Source organism: Vibrio sp. Vb339, from assembly GCF_902751245.1.
Taxonomy (GTDB): Bacteria; Pseudomonadota; Gammaproteobacteria; order Enterobacterales; family Vibrionaceae; genus Vibrio; species Vibrio coralliirubri.
The window spans coordinates 1,620,951-1,641,043 of record NZ_CADDIS010000001.1 but is presented as its reverse complement, the minus strand read 5'-3'; the positions used below and the strand labels follow the sequence as shown (position 1 = coordinate 1,641,043).

Genomic DNA, 20,093 nt, shown 5'->3' with positions numbered 1-20,093 from the left:
GCGAAAATTTAGATTTGGGCACATCAACGAAAAATAGAAATCGAAATAGAAACAAAAAGTGTCGTTTTGTCGTGATACCCCAGCCAAGGATAATCTCAGCTGGGGAGCTCAGTAGACTATTGGTTAACGTAAACCGTATTGCCGTCTTTGATGGTTTCTAAGATCTTGATGTCTTTGATATCCATAGGGTCAACGGTGAGTGGGTTCTCCGCTAAGATAACTAAGTCAGCACGCTTTCCAACTTCGATGCTTCCCTTAGAGTCTTCCTCAAAGTTCTGGTAAGCCGCATTGATGGTAATGGCTTCTAGTGCTTGGTATGGCTCAATTTTATGATGCTCACCTAGAGTCTCACCACTTCGTGTTACGCGATTCACATTGGTCCACATGTTCAACAGTTGATCAGGAAACAGCACAGGTGCATCCATGTGCGTTGTGAACATCAAATCATACTCATTTGCCCATCCCATTGGTGAGATGTTAGCGGCACGCCATGGGCCAAGCACAGAGCGTTTATGCCAATCTCCCCAGAAGAAGGTATGCGCGCCAAAGAAAGAAGGAATCACATCAAGTTTCGCCATTCTCTTTACTTGGTCTAATCGAATGGTTTGAGCGTGAATTGCGACTGGGCGACGATCGGCTTCACCATGCTTTTCGGCTGCGTGTTCAACCGCATTAATGAAAAGATCAGCGGCAGCGTCACCATTGGTATGCGCAATCACCTGTGCGTTATGGCTGTAAGCGAGATCGACCCATTGGTTGATTTCTTCCTGAGATAAGACTGGGTAGCCATGATAGTGGTAAGCATGGCTGTGTGGCGGCTCCCAGTACGGAGTCGACAAATACGCAGTTTTACCTTGAGGTGAACCATCGGTGGTAATTTTCATCCCGCCAACTTTCACGCCGTTGTGATACTCACCGATTGGCATGACTTCGATTGAACCTTCAAACTCGCTCCACATAGGGTAAGTAATGACGTCCATGTAGAAGGCGCCTTGGTCGGCAAGGGCTTTTAGAGTGTGAGTAAGTTGAGTGTTCGATTTGCCTTCTTGCGCTGTTGTGATGCCATAAGCAAGGAACATATCCTGAGCAAGTTTCACATTGGTTAGAGCTTCTTCCATATCAGCAACCGCAATGTGTTGGAACATTGGGTAGGTTGCTGACTCATCGAGTACACCGGTTAGTACGCCATTTTCATCACGTCGTAATACGCCTCCCGGTGGGTTTTCAGACTCTTGGTTGTAACCCATAGCCTCTAAACCTTTTGAATTACAGGTTAAGAAATGCCCTGAAATATGGAGTGCACACAACTTGTATTCGCCAGTCACTTCGTCCAGTTCCCATCTTGTTGGATGGCGATTTTCTTCAACGGCTGCGTCATCGTAACCAATCGCAAAGTGAAGTCTTTCTGGGTCGAGTTTAGGGTCTGACATGTGATCTTTAATGATACGCTGAATGTCAGAAATACTGTTACCTTCGCCGAGAGGTGAAGGGTAAACGTAAGGTGAATTAATGACCGGAATATACTGTGCAAAGTGGCCATGAGAATCGATAAAGCCAGGTGTCATGGTGTTGCCCGCGAGATCGCGTATTTCAGTATTGTCGCCCTTTGAGCTTAATAGCTGCTGGGTGTCACCGACCGCGACAATCTTGCCATCTTTAACGGCTACTGCTTGAGCGCGTTCAGCGCTGCCTGTCATGGTGACGATATCACCGTTAGTAAAAATAACATCAGGGGCGGCGACTGAGAACTGACTCACTAATGCAATGCTTAATGCACTTAATGTTAGCTTTTTCATAAACGTCTCTTTGTATCGGAACAAGGTATGGCTCATATAATTAACCAGTAAACTCGAACAACAAAGTCAGTTTTGTTAGGCTTTCCCTATCAAGTGAAAGGTTGAGATCATATGCATACATTAGAACAGTTGAGTGCTTTCATTGCGGTTTATGAGCAAGGCTCTTATAGCCAAGCAGCAAAAATACTAAATAAATCAAGGACAACGGTGCGTGAGCATGTGATGGCGTACGAAGATATGGTGGGCTATCCGTTGTTTGACATACAAGGAAGAAAGGCGGTTCCGAGCGACCAAGCCAAACAATTGTATCCGCGAGCTAAAACCGTTGAACGTCAAAACCGTGATCTGTATGTGCAAAGCCAAGGCTTATTTGAGAACGACGTGCACACCATAAACTTGGTTTACGATGTGATCACACCATTGGCCTTGCTGACGTCGATTGAATCAAAGGTGCAGCAAACACTCCCGGGAGTAGTCGTTAACTGGCAACATCGCACTCGTGAGCGTGCATTAAAAATGCTTGATAACGGCGAAGCGGATATCGCGATTATGCCGAACCGTTCATCGTTGTATCCAGAGCAGCCTATTGCTTGGAAATCGATTGGGGATGTGGAACTCGCGTGTTTTGCTAGAAGTGATTCCCCGTTGGTTAGAGAGCCAAATCTAACACTGAACCACCTGCGTTTAGAGACTCAGTACATCACCGAGAATATGCTTACTTTGGATATCGCCTCTGCAAGAATATCGCCAGTTTTACATACCGTTAGTAATAGTGATCTACTTTGTGAGTTGTTGAAGTTTGGCGGTTGGGCGGTGATGCCGAAGCACTATATGAGATCCCTAGTAGAGTCGGGTAAAGTCGTTGAGTTGAAGCTTGAGGAGTTAGGACGAGGAGGGATGCTTGGTCTAAATGTGTTCTTTCCTCATGGCAAAGACAATCATCCTATATTCCAACAAATCATACGTTGGTGTGTGGATTATGGGCGAGAGAACAACCATCTGTTTGAGTAAAGAGGCTAAATAAACTTAGCCTCTTTTCTAGTCGATTATTTTGCTGATTCGAGTATCGTCTCAGTCACATCTCCAATCAAACCTGGCTGGATTAACTGGAAGTTGATCGCTTTTCCAGATTCTTGGATATCTCGCATATTGTATTGAAGCTGAGTGAAGTCATCTCCCCACTGATAGCGAAGCAACGTTTCTCCTGTTTGTAGGTGATAGTTAACCGCGTATTCCGTCGCGTAGCCAGACATCACACCATCAATGGGTGCAATTGGCGCATCATGTGGGATCTTGTAAGTAAGCGAGTCCAGTTTGACCATACCGTTGATCACGCTGCTCGGCTCCGTAAGGTGTTCCATGTAGTAACTTGAATGTACAAACCTGTCTTCTGGGTTGGCATTACCGCCAGTCCCTAAGTTGGTTTGTGAGTATTGTGCTTCTTTTGGCCCCCAACCGCGTTTAGAGCGTTTTACATTGGCCAGATGTTGGTCGTAATCGGGTTGGTTGGTCATTACTGTGTATTCCGCGCCATGCCATACTCGAGGTCCTTCTGCTCTAAATTCTATAATTGCTGAGTCACCCGATGTGTCTTGAAGGCTAATGTGCAGAGCAATTCTAACGGGAATACCGGGTACGAATTCAATGGCAGGTTGCGATTTTTCAACGAATTTAACGGCCTCTTCAACAGTACTAAACTGCGATAAAACATGTTTAAGGTAGGTCAGCGTACCTAAGTCGTCAGCTTGCGTTGAGTCATCTGTATCCATGTTTCGGTCGTACAGCACATTACCACTAAGCCCTTCACTATTCATACCATCAGTAATTTGCCCATAAGTTGTTAATCCAGTGACATCATATTTAGAGGTTACTTGGTTAGAGTTATTTAAGTGGGTAAGGTAAGCGCTGTTTTTTGGAATGTTGACGAGGTGGACGTTGGTTGGTTCTGACCAGTCCACTGTACGTGAAACGAATGTGCCTTGATCTTGTGTATCCCAAAGCAAGCGGGTACATGCTTCGGCGGCAGTAACAACGCCCATAGAGAAGGTAGCAATAATAGCGGTAGATAAAATTTTCTTATTCATGATGAATGCCTTTGTAATTTGAGAACGCAATCATCATGACATTGAATCTAGAAACGAAAAATTCGCATATGCGGGTTAAAATCCATCAATATGGCTAGATAACACGTTAATATTGTTACCTAACCCATTAATATAACTATGGGGCGAAGTGTGCTTGAGTGATTTTCTTGATTGTAGGTAGTGGTTCTTTGTTACCCATTGATACTGGGTAATACAAGGTTAGTCCAAAATTAAAATGATTTGCGACCTGTTTTACTTGGAGAGCTACCAACTCGCCGCGCTGGACTAGGGGCTTTGCTAGATCGGTACTCATGATTGCCCAACCGTCATGTTTTACCAATTCTAATAAGAGGTCGTTATTGCTGACTAGGTGGTACTGTGGGGAAATAAAATAGAGCTCTGGTAGCGTGTTGAAATGGTTTTCGCTCACATATTGCTTGTCTAACTTTAAGTCTTCAATTGATAGCGCGTTGAGGTGAGGGAGTTTGCTTCTTTTTCCTGCATACATACCTAGCTTGCCATAGCCCAAAGAGAAGAACTCGATATTTTTACTAAAACGTTGGATGTTTTTATGCTCCATAAGCGCGATGCTGTTCGATTCAGATTCAATGTTATCAAACGCGTCCTCTCGATTACGATGCAGCCAATGCACACGCAGTTCTGGGCATTTTTCTTGTAAAGCGTGCTCAATTTTGACGGCCAAATTGAGTGGCAGGGAAATATCGTGATAGATATTGAGTGTCAGCATCTCGTCCATGTAAATGTTTTCTAATGAGGTACTGAGTTTCTCGGTGTTATTTAACACAACCTTGGATCGCTGATAGATATGATCGGCGGCTTGAGTCGGTGTTGCTTTCTTTCCTATGATTTCAAATAGCGTAACGCCATATAAGTCTTCGACGGCCTTTACTTGGTCTCGTATTGTGGTGCGGTCTTTGCCTAACTTTTTGGCAGCTGCGCTGTATGAAGATGCTTCGTACGTGGTGCAAAATGCCAATAGATGTTCATAAGAAAACATGTTCAAACCTCAATAGTAAGTAAACTTAGACTTTATGATGGAAATTATCCTGCATTAATGCTGAATTCGCTAAATTTTATCGTCGGTAATGAGATGAAAATGTGATCAATACTAGGTGTTTATTTTTCGAGTTCGATTAACGCGCTTCAAGCAAATGCGGTGTGTCTATTTTTATCTGCCTTACCAAACCTATATACGGCAATTCAGTGATGATTTCATGTGAAGATACAGAGATGATTTTTCTTGGCGTTGAGAACATACGGAGGATTATATCTCTTGAGAAAGCGTGGAATTTAACTTGATCAATTTTCCTTGATGCTTCTTCTAAACGAATTGAGTCTGCAATCACATCAAACTGGATATGGTTGTTTTCAAAGCGTTGCCACTCAGTGTCGAACTTCACCGTCACCTGAGCAACGGAACCTGATGGGGCGAAAAAATTGAAGTGCATGGCGTGATAAGACTTGTCCTTAGTCATGAGGACTTCAGACTCCGTCTCGACGACGCGTATATCCCATAACTGAGCCAAGTAACCAAATTGACCTGGGTATCTTCTGTGCTTATACGACCAATACTGATCGACAAACACCGATTCTGGGCTGTATTGAGAAATGTAGATGTCTTTGATGACGTAAGACATCAGCGCCACAATAATGAAACCGCTTGTGATTATTTTAGTGGTGATAGATGACATACAAGCACCTCCTTATTGTGATCTCGCCAATACAATCTCGGCAGTGACGGGGCAGAGCTTTCTCGATGAAAGGGTAAAGTATCGAAGAGTGCACTCTGTTGAGCTTCAATCAGTAGCGATTGGCAGATTTGAATGTCTTGATCACTTGGCGTCTCAGCGTTTTGATGGATTAACATCGGGATAGGTGGCGCGATGGTCGGCTCTGCGATTAGGCGACTGAATGCGCCATTGTGGTATAAGCCGACTAAGTTCCAGCCGATAAATAGAACGCAAACTGTCCGGATAAGATTATGAATAAAAAAGGTTTTGTTATGTTGAACCCAGTTTGCTGTTTTTGACCATAACGAAGCGTGGCGAGCAATCAATGATTGGTATTCTGTTTCAGTGAGCGCTTGAGTTTCTCCGATGTAGGCGTAGCCCTTCATCACTTGAGTTTGGATGAACTTTGGTTGTTCGCTCGAATCTCCCAGTTGGGCACGCAAGTTTTTTACCGCGGTGGCGACACTCGATTTTGCACGCGTACTTTCCCAAATGGCCTCAAGAATAAATGCTGATGTGAGGTCAGAACCTGAATGTTCAATGAAAAGTGACAGCAACTTCCACTCATTGGAACGCAGTTGCGTCTCTTGCAAAGACGTCAGGTTTAACAGCTTTCCGCTTTGACTGTTAAAAAGCAGATTTTGATTTAATAGGTAGAAACTCATCGTAGCTCACTCAAGGTTAAGTCTAAATCTTACTTAAGGTGGATCGTATCGTCAGTAACTTTTGAGCCCACTTGCGACGCCGAGCAAGCTCAAGTGGACTCTCTTGTTTCGCTAATATGCGATCAGCGTGCGCTATTTTATTGGTCAGCCAAAGGCTTTGATACTGCAAAATATTTCTCACTATCGTATCAGCGGTCGCTGAGTTAGTTTTTGATTTCAACTGTTCAATGGCTTGATTTATGTTGTCGAGTTTGGCTTTTAATCGAGCTATTTGGTCTTGAGGCGAGAGTGTGGGGCGTCCTCTCTTAACGGGTTTATCTATTGCCGAGCCACTTTCAACATCGCTACTTTGGTTAGATTTTAATTTTGAACAATCGATGGTGCGCTCATTAAGCTGATGTTCTTGGCACAGTATCTGATCTTCTAATACTAGGCTCTGATTGACGAGTTTTTGCAGTTCGCTCATCGGTTTTCTACCGGCTTTTGTTTGGGTTGTTGCTTTGCTGTTTTTTTCGAGCGCCTTGGCGGCCAGTGTTTCGATGCTTAATGCTGCTTGGTTGTGTGCATGACACACCTTTCTGTATTCGAGGTACGTATCTTGAAGCGCTTGCTCTTGTCGCATTAATTGCACAGGCAAGGGGAGTGCTGGTCTGCCCGCGCTGCTTTGTGCTTGCCTTGGCAGCAATGAATCTATTTTGTTGTCAATAATATGCAGCATCAGTAAGCGAATGATCTTTCGTTGATGCTTGATGCGCTCAAGCACAAACGAGGTGTCGTCACTCCAGAAATGATTGAGACTTTCTGAACCATTCAATAAAGCTCCGTTAAGCTCTCTGATGCTTGATTTGAAGCTTTCAGTGACGGTATAGAACCAATCATCTTGTTGAAAGCCAGTCGCCTTAACTAATGTACTTTCGAGCCAAGAGGTCACTGTTTGCGAAACTAACGTTTGCGAGATTACTGTTTGAGAGATTCGCTTTTGTGAGATTCCTTTTTGCGTGACAGCCTGCTCATGGAGCCAAAGCTGATCCGCGAAATCACACACAAGTATTGACCTTGGCTGCGCCGGAAGCGATCTAATCCGAAGCTGGTACAGGCCAATAAGTTGCTGCACATTACCTAATACCTTCTCTTGGATGCTTTGCCATTGCTTGATCGGATCAGAATGACGTTGCGCAGCCAGCATTAGGTTGTCAATACTGCTCCAAATCTTATATTCCTCGGAGGCGCTGATGATGTTGGCGTTAATGAGAGCCAACTGCTCTGCGTTGTGGTCTGGGTAGTGTTGACGAAACTGAGCTTGATAACGAAGGTTAAGGCTCACGTAATCTTGGTAGTCTTTTACAACGTGTTTAGCAAGCTTCACAACTGGCGACAGCGTAGGACGACCTCGTTGATGAGTATTCATCATACTGACTCTAATCCGGAGAATGGTTTTACCAGAGGTAGCACTTTGACGGCATTCCAGTGAGGCTTACCTTTTACTTCCTCAAGCTCCATATAAACTCGCTGACCTTCCTCTAAGTTAATTTCACCATCAAATTCAATGACACTGATGTGAATGAGTACATCAATATCACCGTGATCAGGTTTAGCAAAACCAAATCCGTTTTCTAGGTGAAACCAAGTGATGTAGCCACGAGTACAAATCCAATCGGACATTTACGAGATTAACTCAGTGAATAGGTAATGACGTGATTCTATCAGTGGGTGCTATGACTAATTTTGATTTAAATCTATTTAATAAGTAATTAATTAAATCCAAATTCTATGTGGAATCCGACACAAAACCCTCGGTTTTTGCCAGTAAATCATGACTTAGAACAAGTTTGATTCCGACGGCGCTACAGCTCAACTCCCTAAATCGCAAAACTTGACTCAAAAGGGCGCAAGTCCGTTCATCCATTTGATGTGTTGGTGGGTCATTCCATGAAAAAACAAACTTCAATGCTTCCAAGTTCGGTTGCCGTTAATCGCAGAACGCCGAGATTTTCTATGAAGATCTCGGCGTTAGCTGTGCTGGTGGCCGGAGCATTAACGAGCTACGGAGCATTGGCTGAAAGTGTCAGCTTAAGCGAGCTGTATCAGCAGTCTCTCGACAATAACCCTGCGTTAAAAAGTGCAGCACTAGCCATTGATAGTGCGACCTATGGTGCAGACAAAGTAGGTGCCGCGTATTTACCTCAGGTTGATGCAAACCTTGCGTATGGTGTGCTTCGAAACAGCTACACCACACTCAACGAGATAGACACCAACGCGGCACAGGCGTCTATTTCTGTTGGGCAAAATCTTTATAACGCGAAACTGAACGCGGCAAATGAGCTAAGTAATCAACAGGTTGAGCTCAGCCAAGTCTCACACCAAGTCGCGTTAGAGAGCCTCGCTTTACAAGTCGTGGTGGGTTATTTCAATGCCCTTAAAGCGCAAGAGTCCTTAAAGCAAACCAAAGCGACACAAGAAGCGATCGAAGAGCAACTTAAGCAAACCGAACGTCAATTTTCATTGGGGATGATTCCGGAAAATGACGTGATTGATACGCGCGCTCAGTTCGATTTGGTTTCTGCATCGGTGATTGTGGCTGAAAACGAAGTTGAGAAATCATTGGACGCGCTTTACGAGCTGTCTGGCAATGAGTTTACGTCGGTTTATCCACTGAATACTGACCGTTACGACGCCAATATTCCAACGCCAGAAAATGCGCTGACATGGCAGGAAAAAGCGCAACAATTTAACCCTGAGATGCAAATTCAGAAACAGCTGGTTGAGCTAAGCAAGCAGCAGATTGAATTAGCGCAAGCTGGGCATCAACCGTCGTTAGGCTTGGTTGCTGAGTACCGTTATACGTTTGCGAGCGAGATTCGTAGAACCGAGATGGGTCAGTCAAAGCAGCAGTTTAATAGCATTGATGATAACTCAACCGTGTTTGCAGGTGTAGCAATGACCTTGCCTGTCTACCGAGGCGGGGCAACCAGCAACGAAGTACAACAAGCCAAAGTTCAATACCAACAAGCCGTTCAGCTTCAAGAGCAATCTTGGAGAAGCGTGACGCGTCAAATCCGCGGTGCAGAAAAAGACCTCAATGCCCTTATTAGTGCTCAGCAAGCCTATGCCAACTCTGTTCATTCTGCTGAACGCTCACTTGTTGCGACTCAACAAGGTTTTGAAATTGGCAGCAGAACGATTGTCGATGTGCTGAACGGAACTCGTCAGCTTTATGCGGCGAAGCAAGACCTGACTGAAGCGCAAATTGATTTCATTTTGGTGTCACTGCAGCTCAAGTTCTTAGGTGGTGAGCTTTTACCTGAAGACATCAGTGCGATTAACGCTGGTTTGAAACGCTAGTCGAAAAGCGGGTTAAAGCGCTCGCTCGAAATCATGGCGTCAACGCCGAATAGAAAATAGATCAAATGTGATGGCACCTGAGATTAAACCTCAGATTGAATCAGGATGCGGTCACTCAATGTATCGACGTATTTGTAGAGAACACACGATGAAAAAAACAATAACGTTATTAACCGCAAGTATCTTACTTGCAGGCTGTGGTGGTAATTCACAACCTACGGAGCAAACAGCTGCTCCGGTACCAAGTACACCGGTAACGGTGGTGCTTGCCGAGGAAATGGCACATTCGCCAATCCAATACCATATAGGAAGAATGGAGGCGGTTGAGTCTGCTCAACTGACACCAAGAACCAGTGGTTTCTTGTTAAATAAACTCTTTGATGACGGTGCCTTTGTCGAAGCGGGCGCTGTGCTTTTTGAAATTGACCCAACGTCATACCAAGCGGCATTTGACGCGGCAAAAGCAACCTTATCTGAAGCGCAATCGGCACTGAGCTTGACTCAGCTAAACCATGAAAGAACCACTCAGATGTTGAAGTCGGGCGGTATTTCACAGTCGCAGCTTGATTTGAGTATTGCGGAGCTAGAGATGGCGAGATCTCGATTGGTATCTGCGCGAGCAAACGTAAGAGTTCAGCAAGACAACTTAGACCAAACCCAAGTTAAAGCACCGTATTCAGGTCAGTTAGGGAAAAGTAACTTCTCTATCGGTGACATGGTAGGACCTAACTTTGGCCCATTGATTGACCTGATCAAGATGGATCCGATCGATGCCACTTTCTCGATTAAAGAAAGCGAACTGAGTCAATATCAGCTTCAAGGTAAGCAAGCAACATCAGTATTACTTGAGCGTGATGGTCAATTGACGGACTACCAAGGCAACATCGCTTTTGTTGATAACAAAGTGAATGCAGCCAGCGGTACGGTGACGGTTTCTGCCTCTTTTGATAACAGCGAAGCGGGTCTGCTGCCAAATCAATTTGTTCGTGTTGGGCTGACGAGTGCAGAACCATTAAGCGGCGTGCAAATTCCTCATAAAGCGATCCATCAAGATCAGCTCGCTCAATATGTACTTACCATCGAAGAAGGCAACGCGGTACGTCGTGATGTCGTTGTAGGTGATCGAATTGGACAAGATGTTTTCGTCGCAAATGGCTTAGGCGCCGGTGAGCAAGTGATTGTTGGTGGACTGCAACGCATTCGCCCTGGTGCTCCTGTTTCAGTTGCGGAGTAACAGATTATGATCAGTAAATTTTTTATCGACCGACCGAAATTTGCGTTTGTTATCTCGATCTTCCTGACCTTGATTGGTTTGATCGCGATTAAAACCATGCCGATTTCAGAGTACCCAAGCGTGACGCCTCCACAAGTTCGTGTCGTCGCGTTCATGCCGGGCGCCAGTGCTGAGACCGTAAAAGAGGTGATTGGTAATCCAATCGAAGAGGAAGTGAACGGTGTAGATGGCATGGTTTACATGCAGTCGCGTTCAACCAACGATGGCCGTTACTTCTTAAACATTACCTTTGATAACAGTGTTGATGCCGATATGGCGATGGTTAACGTATCTAACCGCGTTGCTGTTGCTGAAAACATGCTGCCGTTTGAAGTTCGTGCTCGTGGTGTGCGAATTCGTAAAGCCGCGCCGGATGACTTGCTCGCGATTGCTTTCTACTCTGAAGATCAATCCATGTCAGAACTAGAGCTTAATAGCTGGGTTGAAGCAAACTTCATGGAGCGTATCGCTCGTATCTCTGGCTTGGCGAGCAGTGATTTGATTGGTGCGACCTATGGCATGCGAGTGTGGCTTGATATGGACCGCATGGCGTCATTAGGTGTGACAACGTTTGATGTGAAGAACGCGATTCGTGAACAAAATGCAGTAGTGCCTGCAGGGCGAATTGGGCAAGGTCCAAGTCGTGAAAATGCCGCATTGCAGTTTAACTTGATCACTCAAGGTCGACTGTCGAGTGCAGAAGAGTTTGAACAAATCATTGTAAAAACGTTAGCAGACGGCAATCAAATCTATCTGAAAGATGTATCTAACGTAGAGATTGGCAGCCAATTCTATGATGCCTACGCAACCTACAATGGCGGAGATGCTGCTCTAGTCGCAATGCAGGCTAACCCCGATGCCAATGCTTTGGAAACAGGCGCTGCGGTTAAATCGGTATTGAAAGACATCGAAAGCATCATGCCTGCCGGTATGACTTACGCGATCCCATACGACACCACATTATCGGTTGAAGCGTCTATTCGCAGTATCGTCGAAACCTTAATTGTTGCTGTCGGGCTTGTGATTGCGGTGACTTACCTGTTCTTAGGTAATGTCAGAACAACACTTGCACCTGTGATTGCGATTCCTGTGTCTTTGATTGGTACTTTTGCTTTCATGCAAATGGGTGGCTTTAGTATCAATACCGTTACCTTATTTGGCTTGATTCTGGCGATTGGTATCGTGGTGGACAATGCCATTTTGGTGGTTGAGAACGTAGAACGTATTCTCAATGAAAACCAAACCATTGATGCCAAAGAAGCCACCAATCGAGCGATGAAAGAAGTCACCGGCCCGATTGTCGCGTCAACATTGGTCATGCTTGCGGTGTTTATTCCTGTGGCATTGCTGCCAGGTATCACGGGGCTGATGTTTGCTCAGTTCTCTATCACCATCTGTATCGCTTTGGTGCTATCGGCTATCAATGCACTCACTTTGTCACCTGCACTATGTGCAATGGTTATGAAGCGCAACCCTAAACCTGCTAAGTGGTTTGTGGCATTCAATGCAATGTTCGACAAAGTAACAGACGCGTATGGCAAAGCAGTCTCTTTATTGGTGCGCAAATCAGCAGTGCTTTTAGTTTCGTTCGCAGTGGCTATTACTGCGATGGTGACTATGAATGACAAGCTACCGACGGCATTTGTTCCAGCTGAAGACAAAGGCGTGTTGGCGCTCGCGATGTTCTTGCCTGATAACGCATCGAAAGAGCGTACTCATGACTTGATTCGTCAAGCTGAAGCGGTATTAAACCAAGACCCAGCAATTGAAGACTTCGCAGGTGCGATTGGCTTCAATGCTCTGACCGGTGGTGTTGCCGCTAACTCAGCGACCATGTTTGTTAATTTGAAAGACTGGGATGAGCGTCTTGCAATGGATGGCGACCATACACAAGCTGCGGTTGCCCAGCGCATCAACATGCAATTGTATGGCATTGATAAGTCGATGAGCATCGCTATGGGTCTACCACCTATTCCAGGTATTGGTATCGGTGATGCACTTGAGTTCATGGTGCAAGACACGTCTGGACGCACTGCTCAAGAACTCGCGCAAGTGACTTACGCAATGATGGCAGCGGCCAATCAAGCGCCAGAAATCACCAATGCGATGACGACTTATCGTGCCAATGTTCCACATTACAACGTCGAAATTGATCGCGAGAAAGCGCGTCAGTTAGGCGTCCCACTCAGTGCAATTAACGATGCGATGGCGACACATCTGGCGTCTTCATACGTTAATGACTTTGCACTAAACGGAAGAAGCTACCGAGTTTTTGTTCAAGCTAAAGGGGAACAACGAAATGATCTATCTGATGTGCTACGCATACATGTCCCGTCGGCGCTTGGCGAGCAAGTTCCGCTGTCTGCTGTCGCAACGATCGAACCGACATTAGAACCTGACCTAGTTACAAGCTACAACATGTTACCTGCGGCACGTTTGCAGCTAAATCCAGCTCCAGGTTACTCATCTGGTGAGGCGATTGATGCAATGGAGCGTATCGCCGAGGAAGTTCTTACTCAGGGTTATACCTATGAGTGGACGAACATGGCTTATCAAGAGAAGTTGGCGGGGAACACGGCTCAAATCGCTCTGGTTTTAGCACTGGTATTCATCTACTTGTTCCTTGTTGCTCAGTACGAATCATGGGCTCTGCCTGCTGCGATCATAATTGTAGCTCCAACTGCGGCTGTGGGCACCTTCGCGGCGCTATTAGCGGGTGGGCAAGCCTTGTCTATCTACGGTCAAATTGGCTTGATTCTATTGATTTCCCTTGCAGCTAAGAACGCGATTCTGATGGTCGAGTTCTCAAAGCTGAAACGTGAAACTCAAGGTTTAAGCATCGAAGAGGCAGCAATCCAAGGCGGCAAGATGCGTTTTAGAGCCGTAAACATGACGTCATGGTCATTCATCCTTGGCATCTTGCCTTTGGTGTTTGCCAATGGTGCAGGGGCTATCTCTCAGAACACCACTGGATTGGCACTACTGGGTGGCATGTTGATGGTGCTGGTGGTCGGTTCGATGATGACTCCGGGCTTCTACGCCATTTTCCAAACACTCCGTGAAAAGCTGAAAACGAAACAACAGTAACCCATAGCCTCAATAAAGTGACGGCAAAGGTGTGTCGTTGCTTTATTGATGGTTTTTACCCCTCGTTATGAGTTTTAAAGATTGTTTTTACCGTCTGATAATTGAGGGAGGCAGGGAGTATTTCTCTGACCAAGTTATTAAACATGAGCCATGTGAGTACGGAAGCGGCTATGGCTCCAATGAGAATAAGGTTTACACATGAAAAAACTATTACTGACCGCTTCAATGTTAGCTGCAATGTCTGGTACTGCTTTGGCGAATGAAGAAGAAAGCCAAGTGATTGATCCATCAGATCTAACTCGTGTTTATACACAAGCTGCTTTTTTTGTTACTTCTGACGCTGATATCCGTTTGTCTTCAATGCTAACCGGATCATGGACTGAAACGACTCAGTTCGGTGGCTTTATCGAAGGTAACTTTGGCGACTCAGATGCTAAGCCAGGCAAAGATTCAATGGGCGTTGACTACCTTGGTAGCCGAGCTCAATATTTCCAAGTATCAGCAATTGATAGCTCATTGATGCCACGTGTTGGCTTCATGGCGGACTTCATCCACACTAAGAACTCGGCATTGGGTTTGGATGACAATACGTTGATGTCTGTCGGTGCAATTGGCTTGATCAACCCTGCTTATACTGGCGGTGCAATGCTGTTTCCAAACGTAAACTACACCATTGGTGAAGTGTTTGGTGAAACGGCAGACGGCTACATGCTAAACCTGTTTGCCACCATTCCAATGGGCGATTCTGGCGCGTTTGTTCAAGCATGGCCTGAATACATGAACGTTTCTGGCGATACAGTGGAACTTGAGTCGACGTCTTTCAACATCATGATGAACGCTCCTATTAAGGAAGACCGAACTCAGTGGCTAATGACGAAACTGCAATACGCATCTGCAGATGTCACTCTACCAACAGGCATTACACTAGAAGGTGACTACGAGCTAAAAGCAGAAGTCGGCGTGAAGTGGTTCTTTTAAAACACCTGAGTGAGCTAATTGTGGTTCAACTAGCCATGGTTTAACTATCTATGGTTTAGCGACCTAACAAGCGATAACTAAGCTATGGTTTAAATAAGAAGAGAGCTAATGATGTTAGTTCTCTTCTTTTGTTTTATGGCGTTAAAGATAGTTTTAATCCAGTGAACTCGATGCTTGAAGCGTAATTCAACATGGTCATTTCGTTGTTTTAAGATTACACTGCGCCCAATATTTCAGAAGTACATATTTAGGTAGAGGTCACCATGGACCAAGAACATTACGAAGATGCTGATTACGAAGGCCAAGAGCTGGGCGAAGAAGGCGAAGAGATTGAAATTGAAGCAATTGGTATTGATGTTTCATCACAGCCAATCGAGCTCTACAAAGTGTTTAAAATTGCTAACCTAGTGAGTGGTGGCGGTGAAGCTAAACACATCATCTCTGAAGGCTACGTAGCGGTAAATGGTGAGCTGGAAACGCGTAAGCGTCGTAAAATGTACGATGGTGACTTCTTTGAATTCAACCAAGAATACTATGTAGTGGTGTGTGATCAGCCAGTACAAGAAGAATTAGAAAAGCCGAAAAAGAAAGAAGCGCCTAAAAAAGAGAACAAGGCGAAGAAAGGTCAGTCTAAAAAGGATTCTAAGAAGAAAGAATCTAAGAAAAGCAAAGCAGAAATGCTAAGCGCAAAGGCTGAACCAAAGAAAGAGAAAAAAGAGAAGAAACCGAAGAAGAAAGCGGACACGCCAAAGCCAACACGTGATGACAAAAGCGGCCGTAATTCGATTGAATTCTTCTAAGTTATAGTTCTAAAGTACAGCTCTAAACTGCTGTTCTAAAGCTATTCTTTCAAAAGGCAAGCAAGGTTAGACCTAGCTTTACGTTAAGCAGATATCAAAAGGCTCACTATTTAGTGAGCCTTTTTTGAATGAGCTAGGTTGAATTTAAATAGAACCCTAACTGACTTGTTCTACTTTGTTTGATTGCTTAGAGCGCTTGAACGCGTAAATCATATAACCGATGACGCTTGTAGCAACAATAACAGAGCAGATTCGGATAAAGTTAATCAACATCGGTGCGTTCTCAATAAACTCGTTAATTCCCCAAAGTAAAACGAGAGAGAATACAAACATGATGAGTAGCCCCCAACAAGGTGCATCGACTTTACCCGGCACAACATACCAGCCATCTTCTTTGATCGGTTTGTGCAAACGAGCATATTCTGTTTGTTGACCTTTGACGGTGTAGAGGTGCATTTCTGTCTGTTTACCGGTTAGCAACAAGCTTGCAGCGTACGCGACAGTAGCATTGACTAACACACCGATTACACAGTACCAAGGCCAAGCGATATCAGTCGCAACAGCAACATACCAAATCGCCAAGAAGCTTGCAGCAACACCGATTAATAGTCCCTTCTCTGTAATATGTTTAGAATAAAAACCAAGCACGAACATACAGAAGTTTGCACCTACAAAATAGGAACCTGCTTTACTTAATATTTCTAAAACTGAGCCGGTGCTGGTTGCAAACATGAAGGCTGGAATGATGATACATAACGCCCACATAACCGTGAAGAAACGCGATACTTTGAGGTAATGTTCCTCTGACTCGTTTTTCTTGTAAAAGCGTTTGTAGAAGTCAGAAACAGAGACGGTAGCCATAGAGTTAAAAGCGGAATCTAGACTAGACATGCTTGCTGCAAGAATAGCTGCCGCGATGATTCCCATCAGGCCTGGCATACCATATTCGCTGGCATAGTGCAGGATAATGGTGTTGCCATTTTCGAACTCTTTACCATCGTAATAAGCGTTAAATAACACGCCTAACAGGATAAATACGAAGTAGATGAAGAAAGCAACGTAACCCATCATTAGCATCGCTTTTTTCGCATCACCCATGTTTTTAGCCGCCATACAGCGTTGAACCATCATTTGGTTACCGCCATAAACAGTGGTGTGAAACATTGTCATTGCGATAACGCCAGCCCATACGGTGGTAACTTGACTCAAATCTAAATTGGTTTGTAATGCATTCGTCATGCCTTGTGACTTGAGATCTTGCATCACTTCGGTCATGGGTTGTGGCATGCCATTCCAGACGGCTTCAATGATGATAAATGCGCCAAGAAACAGAATGACCGCTTGGATTACATCTGTCCAAATAACGGCGGCAATTCCCCCCATTACGGTATAAATCAGTGCGATAACAGTGACTATGACGATGCAGTAAGTAACATCGATACCAGTAATGAACTCGAGGATTAGTGAGGTTGCATACAAGACTGCAGCTGAACTTATTGCTTGTTTAATTAAGAAGATCAAAGACAGAGTGATACGTGAGGCTTTACCAAATCGTCGTTCTTGATACTCATAAATTGAGGTTAGACCGTTGTTGTAGAAAAACGGCATAAACACAGCAACGATAAAGAAAATCACTAGCGGGTAGTTTAAGTGGATAGCGATCACTGATAAGCCTTCTTTGTAAGACCAAGCTGGTCCACCTAAGAAAGACATAGCACTGACATAGGTACACACAACAGAAATACCGATCGCCCACCATGGAATATTTTTATCGCCTAATGCAAATTGGTTAGCGGAAGTGACACGTCTACCAACGAGTGCACCCATAACTAAAGTAAGGACGATATAAGTACCAAGAATTGTCCAGTTTAAAGCGCCAAACTCATACATGCTCACGTCCTTTTAATTGTTCATCCATTTGCTCAAACAGATCGTAACCAAGCTGTTTTAATATGTGTGCTATATCGATAGCGACCCAGTTTTCCTTGAGTAATTCTCCTTCGCGTCGCCAGATATCCATAACGCGAAGCTCGATGTGCTTGCCTGTAGGTGCTAAACCTAACCAGCCACTGCTACCAGTATGTGTACCGTGCATGTGTGGCCAACCACCTGTGGATACGTAGTCATTTTTGGACAAAATGTTGAGCTCTATATCGACACTTCGATCAGGGAAGGCAAATACAAATGGTCCTTGATGGTGGTCTCGGAAACCTTGGATTCCACGTGTCGTACCGATCCCAGCTGGTCCATACCACATAAAATCGTCATGCCAGTAGTTTTCTAGATCCATTGAATCAAGGCGCTTTCCGTCAAATCGACCCAAGCAAGCCAACATATCGAGCACTAACTTTTGGCTTTTCTCACTCTCTTCAGTGTCGACGCTACCTGTATGTATACCGTCTTGAGTCGCTGGGGCAGGGACTAATCCAGCATGACCTAGGCTTTTGCGTAACGGATTAACGCCAGCTTGGTTCATTGCATCAATAAAATCAGGTATGAGATAAGATTCAACAATTTGACCTTCTTGGATACAAACCATTTCGGTGTAGCGTAAGTAGAGTGTTTTTCCTGTTGCTGGAATACCAAATAACGGTTGTGTAAATGTGCCGACAAAATAACCCGTAGAGTTTACCCAAGTGCGGCCTTCGTATTCACCTTGCATAACGATTGAAGGGCGTCGTTCAACATCAGGTAGCGAGTTTATTAGCGGTAATAGAAACGCTTGCTCAGTCGCATCGACACCAGAGATGTCGTTAATCGGATGAGCGACACACCATTTAACGTCAGCATTTAGCATCTCTTGAGCTACTTGAGTCCGTTCGGATGAGTGAGCGTTAAAATAGGTTCTGTAGAAATTTTCTATCAAGCTGTTCAACATAATACTTCCTTATATAGTTAACCGATTTGGATGAGAATCTGTTTCCAGACAGCACTTTCATCAAGTAGCGTAAATTCTCTGCGTAGACCCCAAGGTCCAAACTCTGCATGGCTGATTCCCATGATGTGAACGTCTTTTCCTGTAGGCTTTCCAAACATGCCGTAGCCTTCATGCTTGCCTTGTAGCGACCAGCGAATAGCGGCACGTGGTGACATCATTTCGTCATTGCGACCAATACGGTGATGAATCTTGAACTCAGCGTTCGGAAAGGAAGAGCGCAGTGACATCCAAAATTGGTCGATTTCATTATGAGAAAGCGCAGTTTGTCCACCTGTGTATTCACTGATACAAGCTCGGTCGTATTCTTTTGGTATGACCGAGAACTCAGCGCTCATTACACGGCGCAGTATGTCTTCATAACGCTGGCCGTATTCATTGTCATTTCCTACACCAAGGTAAGGGCCTTGAATGTCGACTTGGGGAGTGAAAGGGAAGGGGCATTGCTCAACGCCACCCTCTATTTCGATTTGTTGACGAGCGTACTCTTCTGACGTCATACCCAGTTGGTTTGCAATCGCAGCGATGTCTCGGATCATCCACTCATCATTGATTTGGTTATTGATGGCATGGCAGTCAGCGATGATTCGAAACTTAAGTGTTTTGTTTGTGGCTTTGCCAAATACACCATCATTAGTATGAGTAGCTGTAGAAATGATTCGGTGTGATGAAAGCATGCCTTGCTCAGGAGTCCCTGACCAAATAACGTCTTCACCCAATAAGGTACGGTTCGGGAACTCGGCTAGTGTGCCCATGGTCGCGCTGATGACCTTTTCGTTTCCCTTCGTGATGGAGAGTGGTGTACGGACGATAATGTCAGGTGAGTAATAGTTATGTAGGGTACTCAGACCTCGATCTTCCCAGATTTCTTTAGTGATACCTAATATGTAATCCGGAAAATCTTGCCATTTAGAATCAAAGCCAACCATAGCCATTAATCACCTCCTGATGCGTCATAAAATTAGTTATTGGATTGTTTTTGGTTACGTATCCAATATTGCCTTTTGTTATCACTGTGTCAATGAGGTGTTTTGCATATGTTTCTTTATTGTGGGTTGGATCTGTTTTTTAACAACTCTAAAAATACGGTTCTCAGTAAGATAATTGAATAATGGTTCCATATTTATCGAGTGTATATGAACAAGATAATTAGGTTTAAATGTAGTGTGTATTTATCTAAGTCATTGTATTTGTTTGCATTGTATTGAATTTGGTGAGGTGGGTATTAAACCAGAGAATGCTCTGTGACGATTTGTTATATCGAAGTCATGACGAGAGAAAATTTAGAGTAATGATTCTTATGAGATGGATATTTACTTGAGTTGTTAATTTTTTGTTTGGATTTTTTTAATTAAAAATGAATTCGAATGCAACGATAAGTT

Annotated in this window: 16 protein-coding genes; 6 read left to right on the top strand and 10 right to left on the bottom strand. The window is 44.4% G+C overall.

The window, feature by feature from the left end; all coding sequences use genetic code 11:
* Window positions 1-116: 116 nt before the first annotated feature.
* Window positions 117-1,796 carry an amidohydrolase gene (locus HRQ85_RS07160; protein WP_050633534.1) on the bottom strand — a complete coding sequence of 560 codons (1,680 nt, stop codon included), beginning with the start codon at window positions 1,794-1,796 and terminating at the stop codon, window positions 117-119.
* A gap of 111 nt (window positions 1,797-1,907) precedes the next feature.
* Between HRQ85_RS07160 and HRQ85_RS07155 the strand changes: the two genes are divergently transcribed.
* Window positions 1,908-2,807, top strand: coding sequence for a LysR family transcriptional regulator (locus HRQ85_RS07155; protein ID WP_172379156.1), 900 nt, complete (start codon window positions 1,908-1,910; stop codon window positions 2,805-2,807).
* A gap of 35 nt (window positions 2,808-2,842) precedes the next feature.
* Here the strand turns inward: HRQ85_RS07155 and HRQ85_RS07150 are convergent, their stop codons facing one another.
* The 6 genes from HRQ85_RS07150 to HRQ85_RS07125 all read right to left on the bottom strand — a co-directional run bounded on the left by HRQ85_RS07150 (window position 2,843) and on the right by HRQ85_RS07125 (window position 7,958).
* Window positions 2,843-3,880, bottom strand: coding sequence for a linear amide C-N hydrolase (locus HRQ85_RS07150; RefSeq protein ID WP_172379155.1), 1,038 nt, complete (start codon window positions 3,878-3,880; stop codon window positions 2,843-2,845).
* A 136-nt stretch (window positions 3,881-4,016) separates the two neighbouring features.
* Window positions 4,017-4,898 (bottom strand): LysR family transcriptional regulator, encoded by an 882-nt coding sequence (locus tag HRQ85_RS07145; protein WP_012600793.1) that lies wholly within the window; start codon window positions 4,896-4,898, stop codon window positions 4,017-4,019.
* 136 nt (window positions 4,899-5,034) lie between these two features.
* Entirely contained in the window at window positions 5,035-5,592 is a 558-nt protein-coding gene (locus HRQ85_RS07140) for a hypothetical protein (protein ID WP_172379154.1), read from the bottom strand.
* Complete coding sequence (locus HRQ85_RS07135; RefSeq protein WP_172379153.1) at window positions 5,568-6,296, bottom strand: winged helix-turn-helix domain-containing protein; 729 nt, start codon at window positions 6,294-6,296, stop codon at window positions 5,568-5,570. Before HRQ85_RS07135 ends, HRQ85_RS07140 begins: the two co-directional genes overlap by 25 nt.
* A gap of 22 nt (window positions 6,297-6,318) precedes the next feature.
* Window positions 6,319-7,707, bottom strand: coding sequence for a hypothetical protein (locus tag HRQ85_RS26210; protein ID WP_253918835.1), 1,389 nt, complete (start codon window positions 7,705-7,707; stop codon window positions 6,319-6,321).
* The gene (locus tag HRQ85_RS07125) at window positions 7,704-7,958 is read right to left on the bottom strand and encodes a cold shock domain-containing protein (protein ID WP_172379152.1); all 255 of its coding nucleotides are present in this window, start codon (window positions 7,956-7,958) and stop codon (window positions 7,704-7,706) included. Before HRQ85_RS07125 ends, HRQ85_RS26210 begins: the two co-directional genes overlap by 4 nt.
* A 267-nt stretch (window positions 7,959-8,225) precedes the next feature.
* Between HRQ85_RS07125 and HRQ85_RS07120 the strand changes: the two genes are divergently transcribed.
* The 5 genes from HRQ85_RS07120 (at window position 8,226) to HRQ85_RS07100 (ending at window position 15,776) form a co-directional block, all read left to right on the top strand.
* Window positions 8,226-9,638 (top strand): TolC family outer membrane protein, encoded by a 1,413-nt coding sequence (locus HRQ85_RS07120; RefSeq protein WP_253918834.1) that lies wholly within the window; start codon window positions 8,226-8,228, stop codon window positions 9,636-9,638.
* A 148-nt stretch (window positions 9,639-9,786) separates the two neighbouring features.
* A complete protein-coding gene (locus HRQ85_RS07115; protein WP_253918833.1) occupies window positions 9,787-10,872 on the top strand; it encodes an efflux RND transporter periplasmic adaptor subunit in 1,086 nt (361 codons plus the stop codon).
* 6 nt (window positions 10,873-10,878) lie between these two features.
* A complete protein-coding gene (locus HRQ85_RS07110) occupies window positions 10,879-13,998 on the top strand; it encodes an efflux RND transporter permease subunit (protein ID WP_086967848.1) in 3,120 nt (1,039 codons plus the stop codon).
* A 198-nt stretch (window positions 13,999-14,196) separates the two neighbouring features.
* Window positions 14,197-14,976, top strand: a complete 780-nt coding sequence (locus HRQ85_RS07105) for a hypothetical protein (protein ID WP_172379150.1) — start codon at window positions 14,197-14,199, stop codon at window positions 14,974-14,976.
* A 263-nt stretch (window positions 14,977-15,239) separates the two neighbouring features.
* On the top strand, window positions 15,240-15,776 hold the full coding sequence (locus tag HRQ85_RS07100; protein ID WP_017099343.1) for an RNA-binding S4 domain-containing protein: 537 nt from the start codon (window positions 15,240-15,242) through the stop codon (window positions 15,774-15,776).
* A gap of 156 nt (window positions 15,777-15,932) precedes the next feature.
* Here the strand turns inward: HRQ85_RS07100 and HRQ85_RS07095 are convergent, their stop codons facing one another.
* The 3 genes from HRQ85_RS07095 to HRQ85_RS07085 are packed head-to-tail and all read right to left on the bottom strand — an operon-like array spanning window position 15,933 to window position 19,646.
* Complete coding sequence (locus HRQ85_RS07095; protein WP_172379149.1) at window positions 15,933-17,666, bottom strand: sodium:solute symporter family transporter; 1,734 nt, start codon at window positions 17,664-17,666, stop codon at window positions 15,933-15,935.
* Window positions 17,659-18,654 carry a nuclear transport factor 2 family protein gene (locus HRQ85_RS07090; protein WP_172379148.1) on the bottom strand — a complete coding sequence of 332 codons (996 nt, stop codon included), beginning with the start codon at window positions 18,652-18,654 and terminating at the stop codon, window positions 17,659-17,661. Before HRQ85_RS07090 ends, HRQ85_RS07095 begins: the two co-directional genes overlap by 8 nt.
* A gap of 17 nt (window positions 18,655-18,671) precedes the next feature.
* On the bottom strand, window positions 18,672-19,646 hold the full coding sequence (locus HRQ85_RS07085) for a nuclear transport factor 2 family protein (protein WP_172379147.1): 975 nt from the start codon (window positions 19,644-19,646) through the stop codon (window positions 18,672-18,674).
* Window positions 19,647-20,093: the final 447 nt, after the last annotated feature.

Coding starts and splice junctions, on each gene's coding strand:
- HRQ85_RS07160 (WP_050633534.1), bottom strand. CDS start 1,796: ATGAAAAAGCTAACATTAAGTGCATTAAGCATTGCATTAGTGAGTCAG.
- HRQ85_RS07155 (WP_172379156.1), top strand. CDS start 1,908: ATGCATACATTAGAACAGTTGAGTGCTTTCATTGCGGTTTATGAGCAA.
- HRQ85_RS07150 (WP_172379155.1), bottom strand. CDS start 3,880: ATGAATAAGAAAATTTTATCTACCGCTATTATTGCTACCTTCTCTATG.
- HRQ85_RS07145 (WP_012600793.1), bottom strand. CDS start 4,898: ATGTTTTCTTATGAACATCTATTGGCATTTTGCACCACGTACGAAGCA.
- HRQ85_RS07140 (WP_172379154.1), bottom strand. CDS start 5,592: ATGTCATCTATCACCACTAAAATAATCACAAGCGGTTTCATTATTGTG.
- HRQ85_RS07135 (WP_172379153.1), bottom strand. CDS start 6,296: ATGAGTTTCTACCTATTAAATCAAAATCTGCTTTTTAACAGTCAAAGC.
- HRQ85_RS26210 (WP_253918835.1), bottom strand. CDS start 7,707: ATGATGAATACTCATCAACGAGGTCGTCCTACGCTGTCGCCAGTTGTG.
- HRQ85_RS07125 (WP_172379152.1), bottom strand. CDS start 7,958: ATGTCCGATTGGATTTGTACTCGTGGCTACATCACTTGGTTTCACCTA.
- HRQ85_RS07120 (WP_253918834.1), top strand. CDS start 8,226: ATGAAAAAACAAACTTCAATGCTTCCAAGTTCGGTTGCCGTTAATCGC.
- HRQ85_RS07115 (WP_253918833.1), top strand. CDS start 9,787: ATGAAAAAAACAATAACGTTATTAACCGCAAGTATCTTACTTGCAGGC.
- HRQ85_RS07110 (WP_086967848.1), top strand. CDS start 10,879: ATGATCAGTAAATTTTTTATCGACCGACCGAAATTTGCGTTTGTTATC.
- HRQ85_RS07105 (WP_172379150.1), top strand. CDS start 14,197: ATGAAAAAACTATTACTGACCGCTTCAATGTTAGCTGCAATGTCTGGT.
- HRQ85_RS07100 (WP_017099343.1), top strand. CDS start 15,240: ATGGACCAAGAACATTACGAAGATGCTGATTACGAAGGCCAAGAGCTG.
- HRQ85_RS07095 (WP_172379149.1), bottom strand. CDS start 17,666: ATGTATGAGTTTGGCGCTTTAAACTGGACAATTCTTGGTACTTATATC.
- HRQ85_RS07090 (WP_172379148.1), bottom strand. CDS start 18,654: ATGTTGAACAGCTTGATAGAAAATTTCTACAGAACCTATTTTAACGCT.
- HRQ85_RS07085 (WP_172379147.1), bottom strand. CDS start 19,646: ATGGCTATGGTTGGCTTTGATTCTAAATGGCAAGATTTTCCGGATTAC.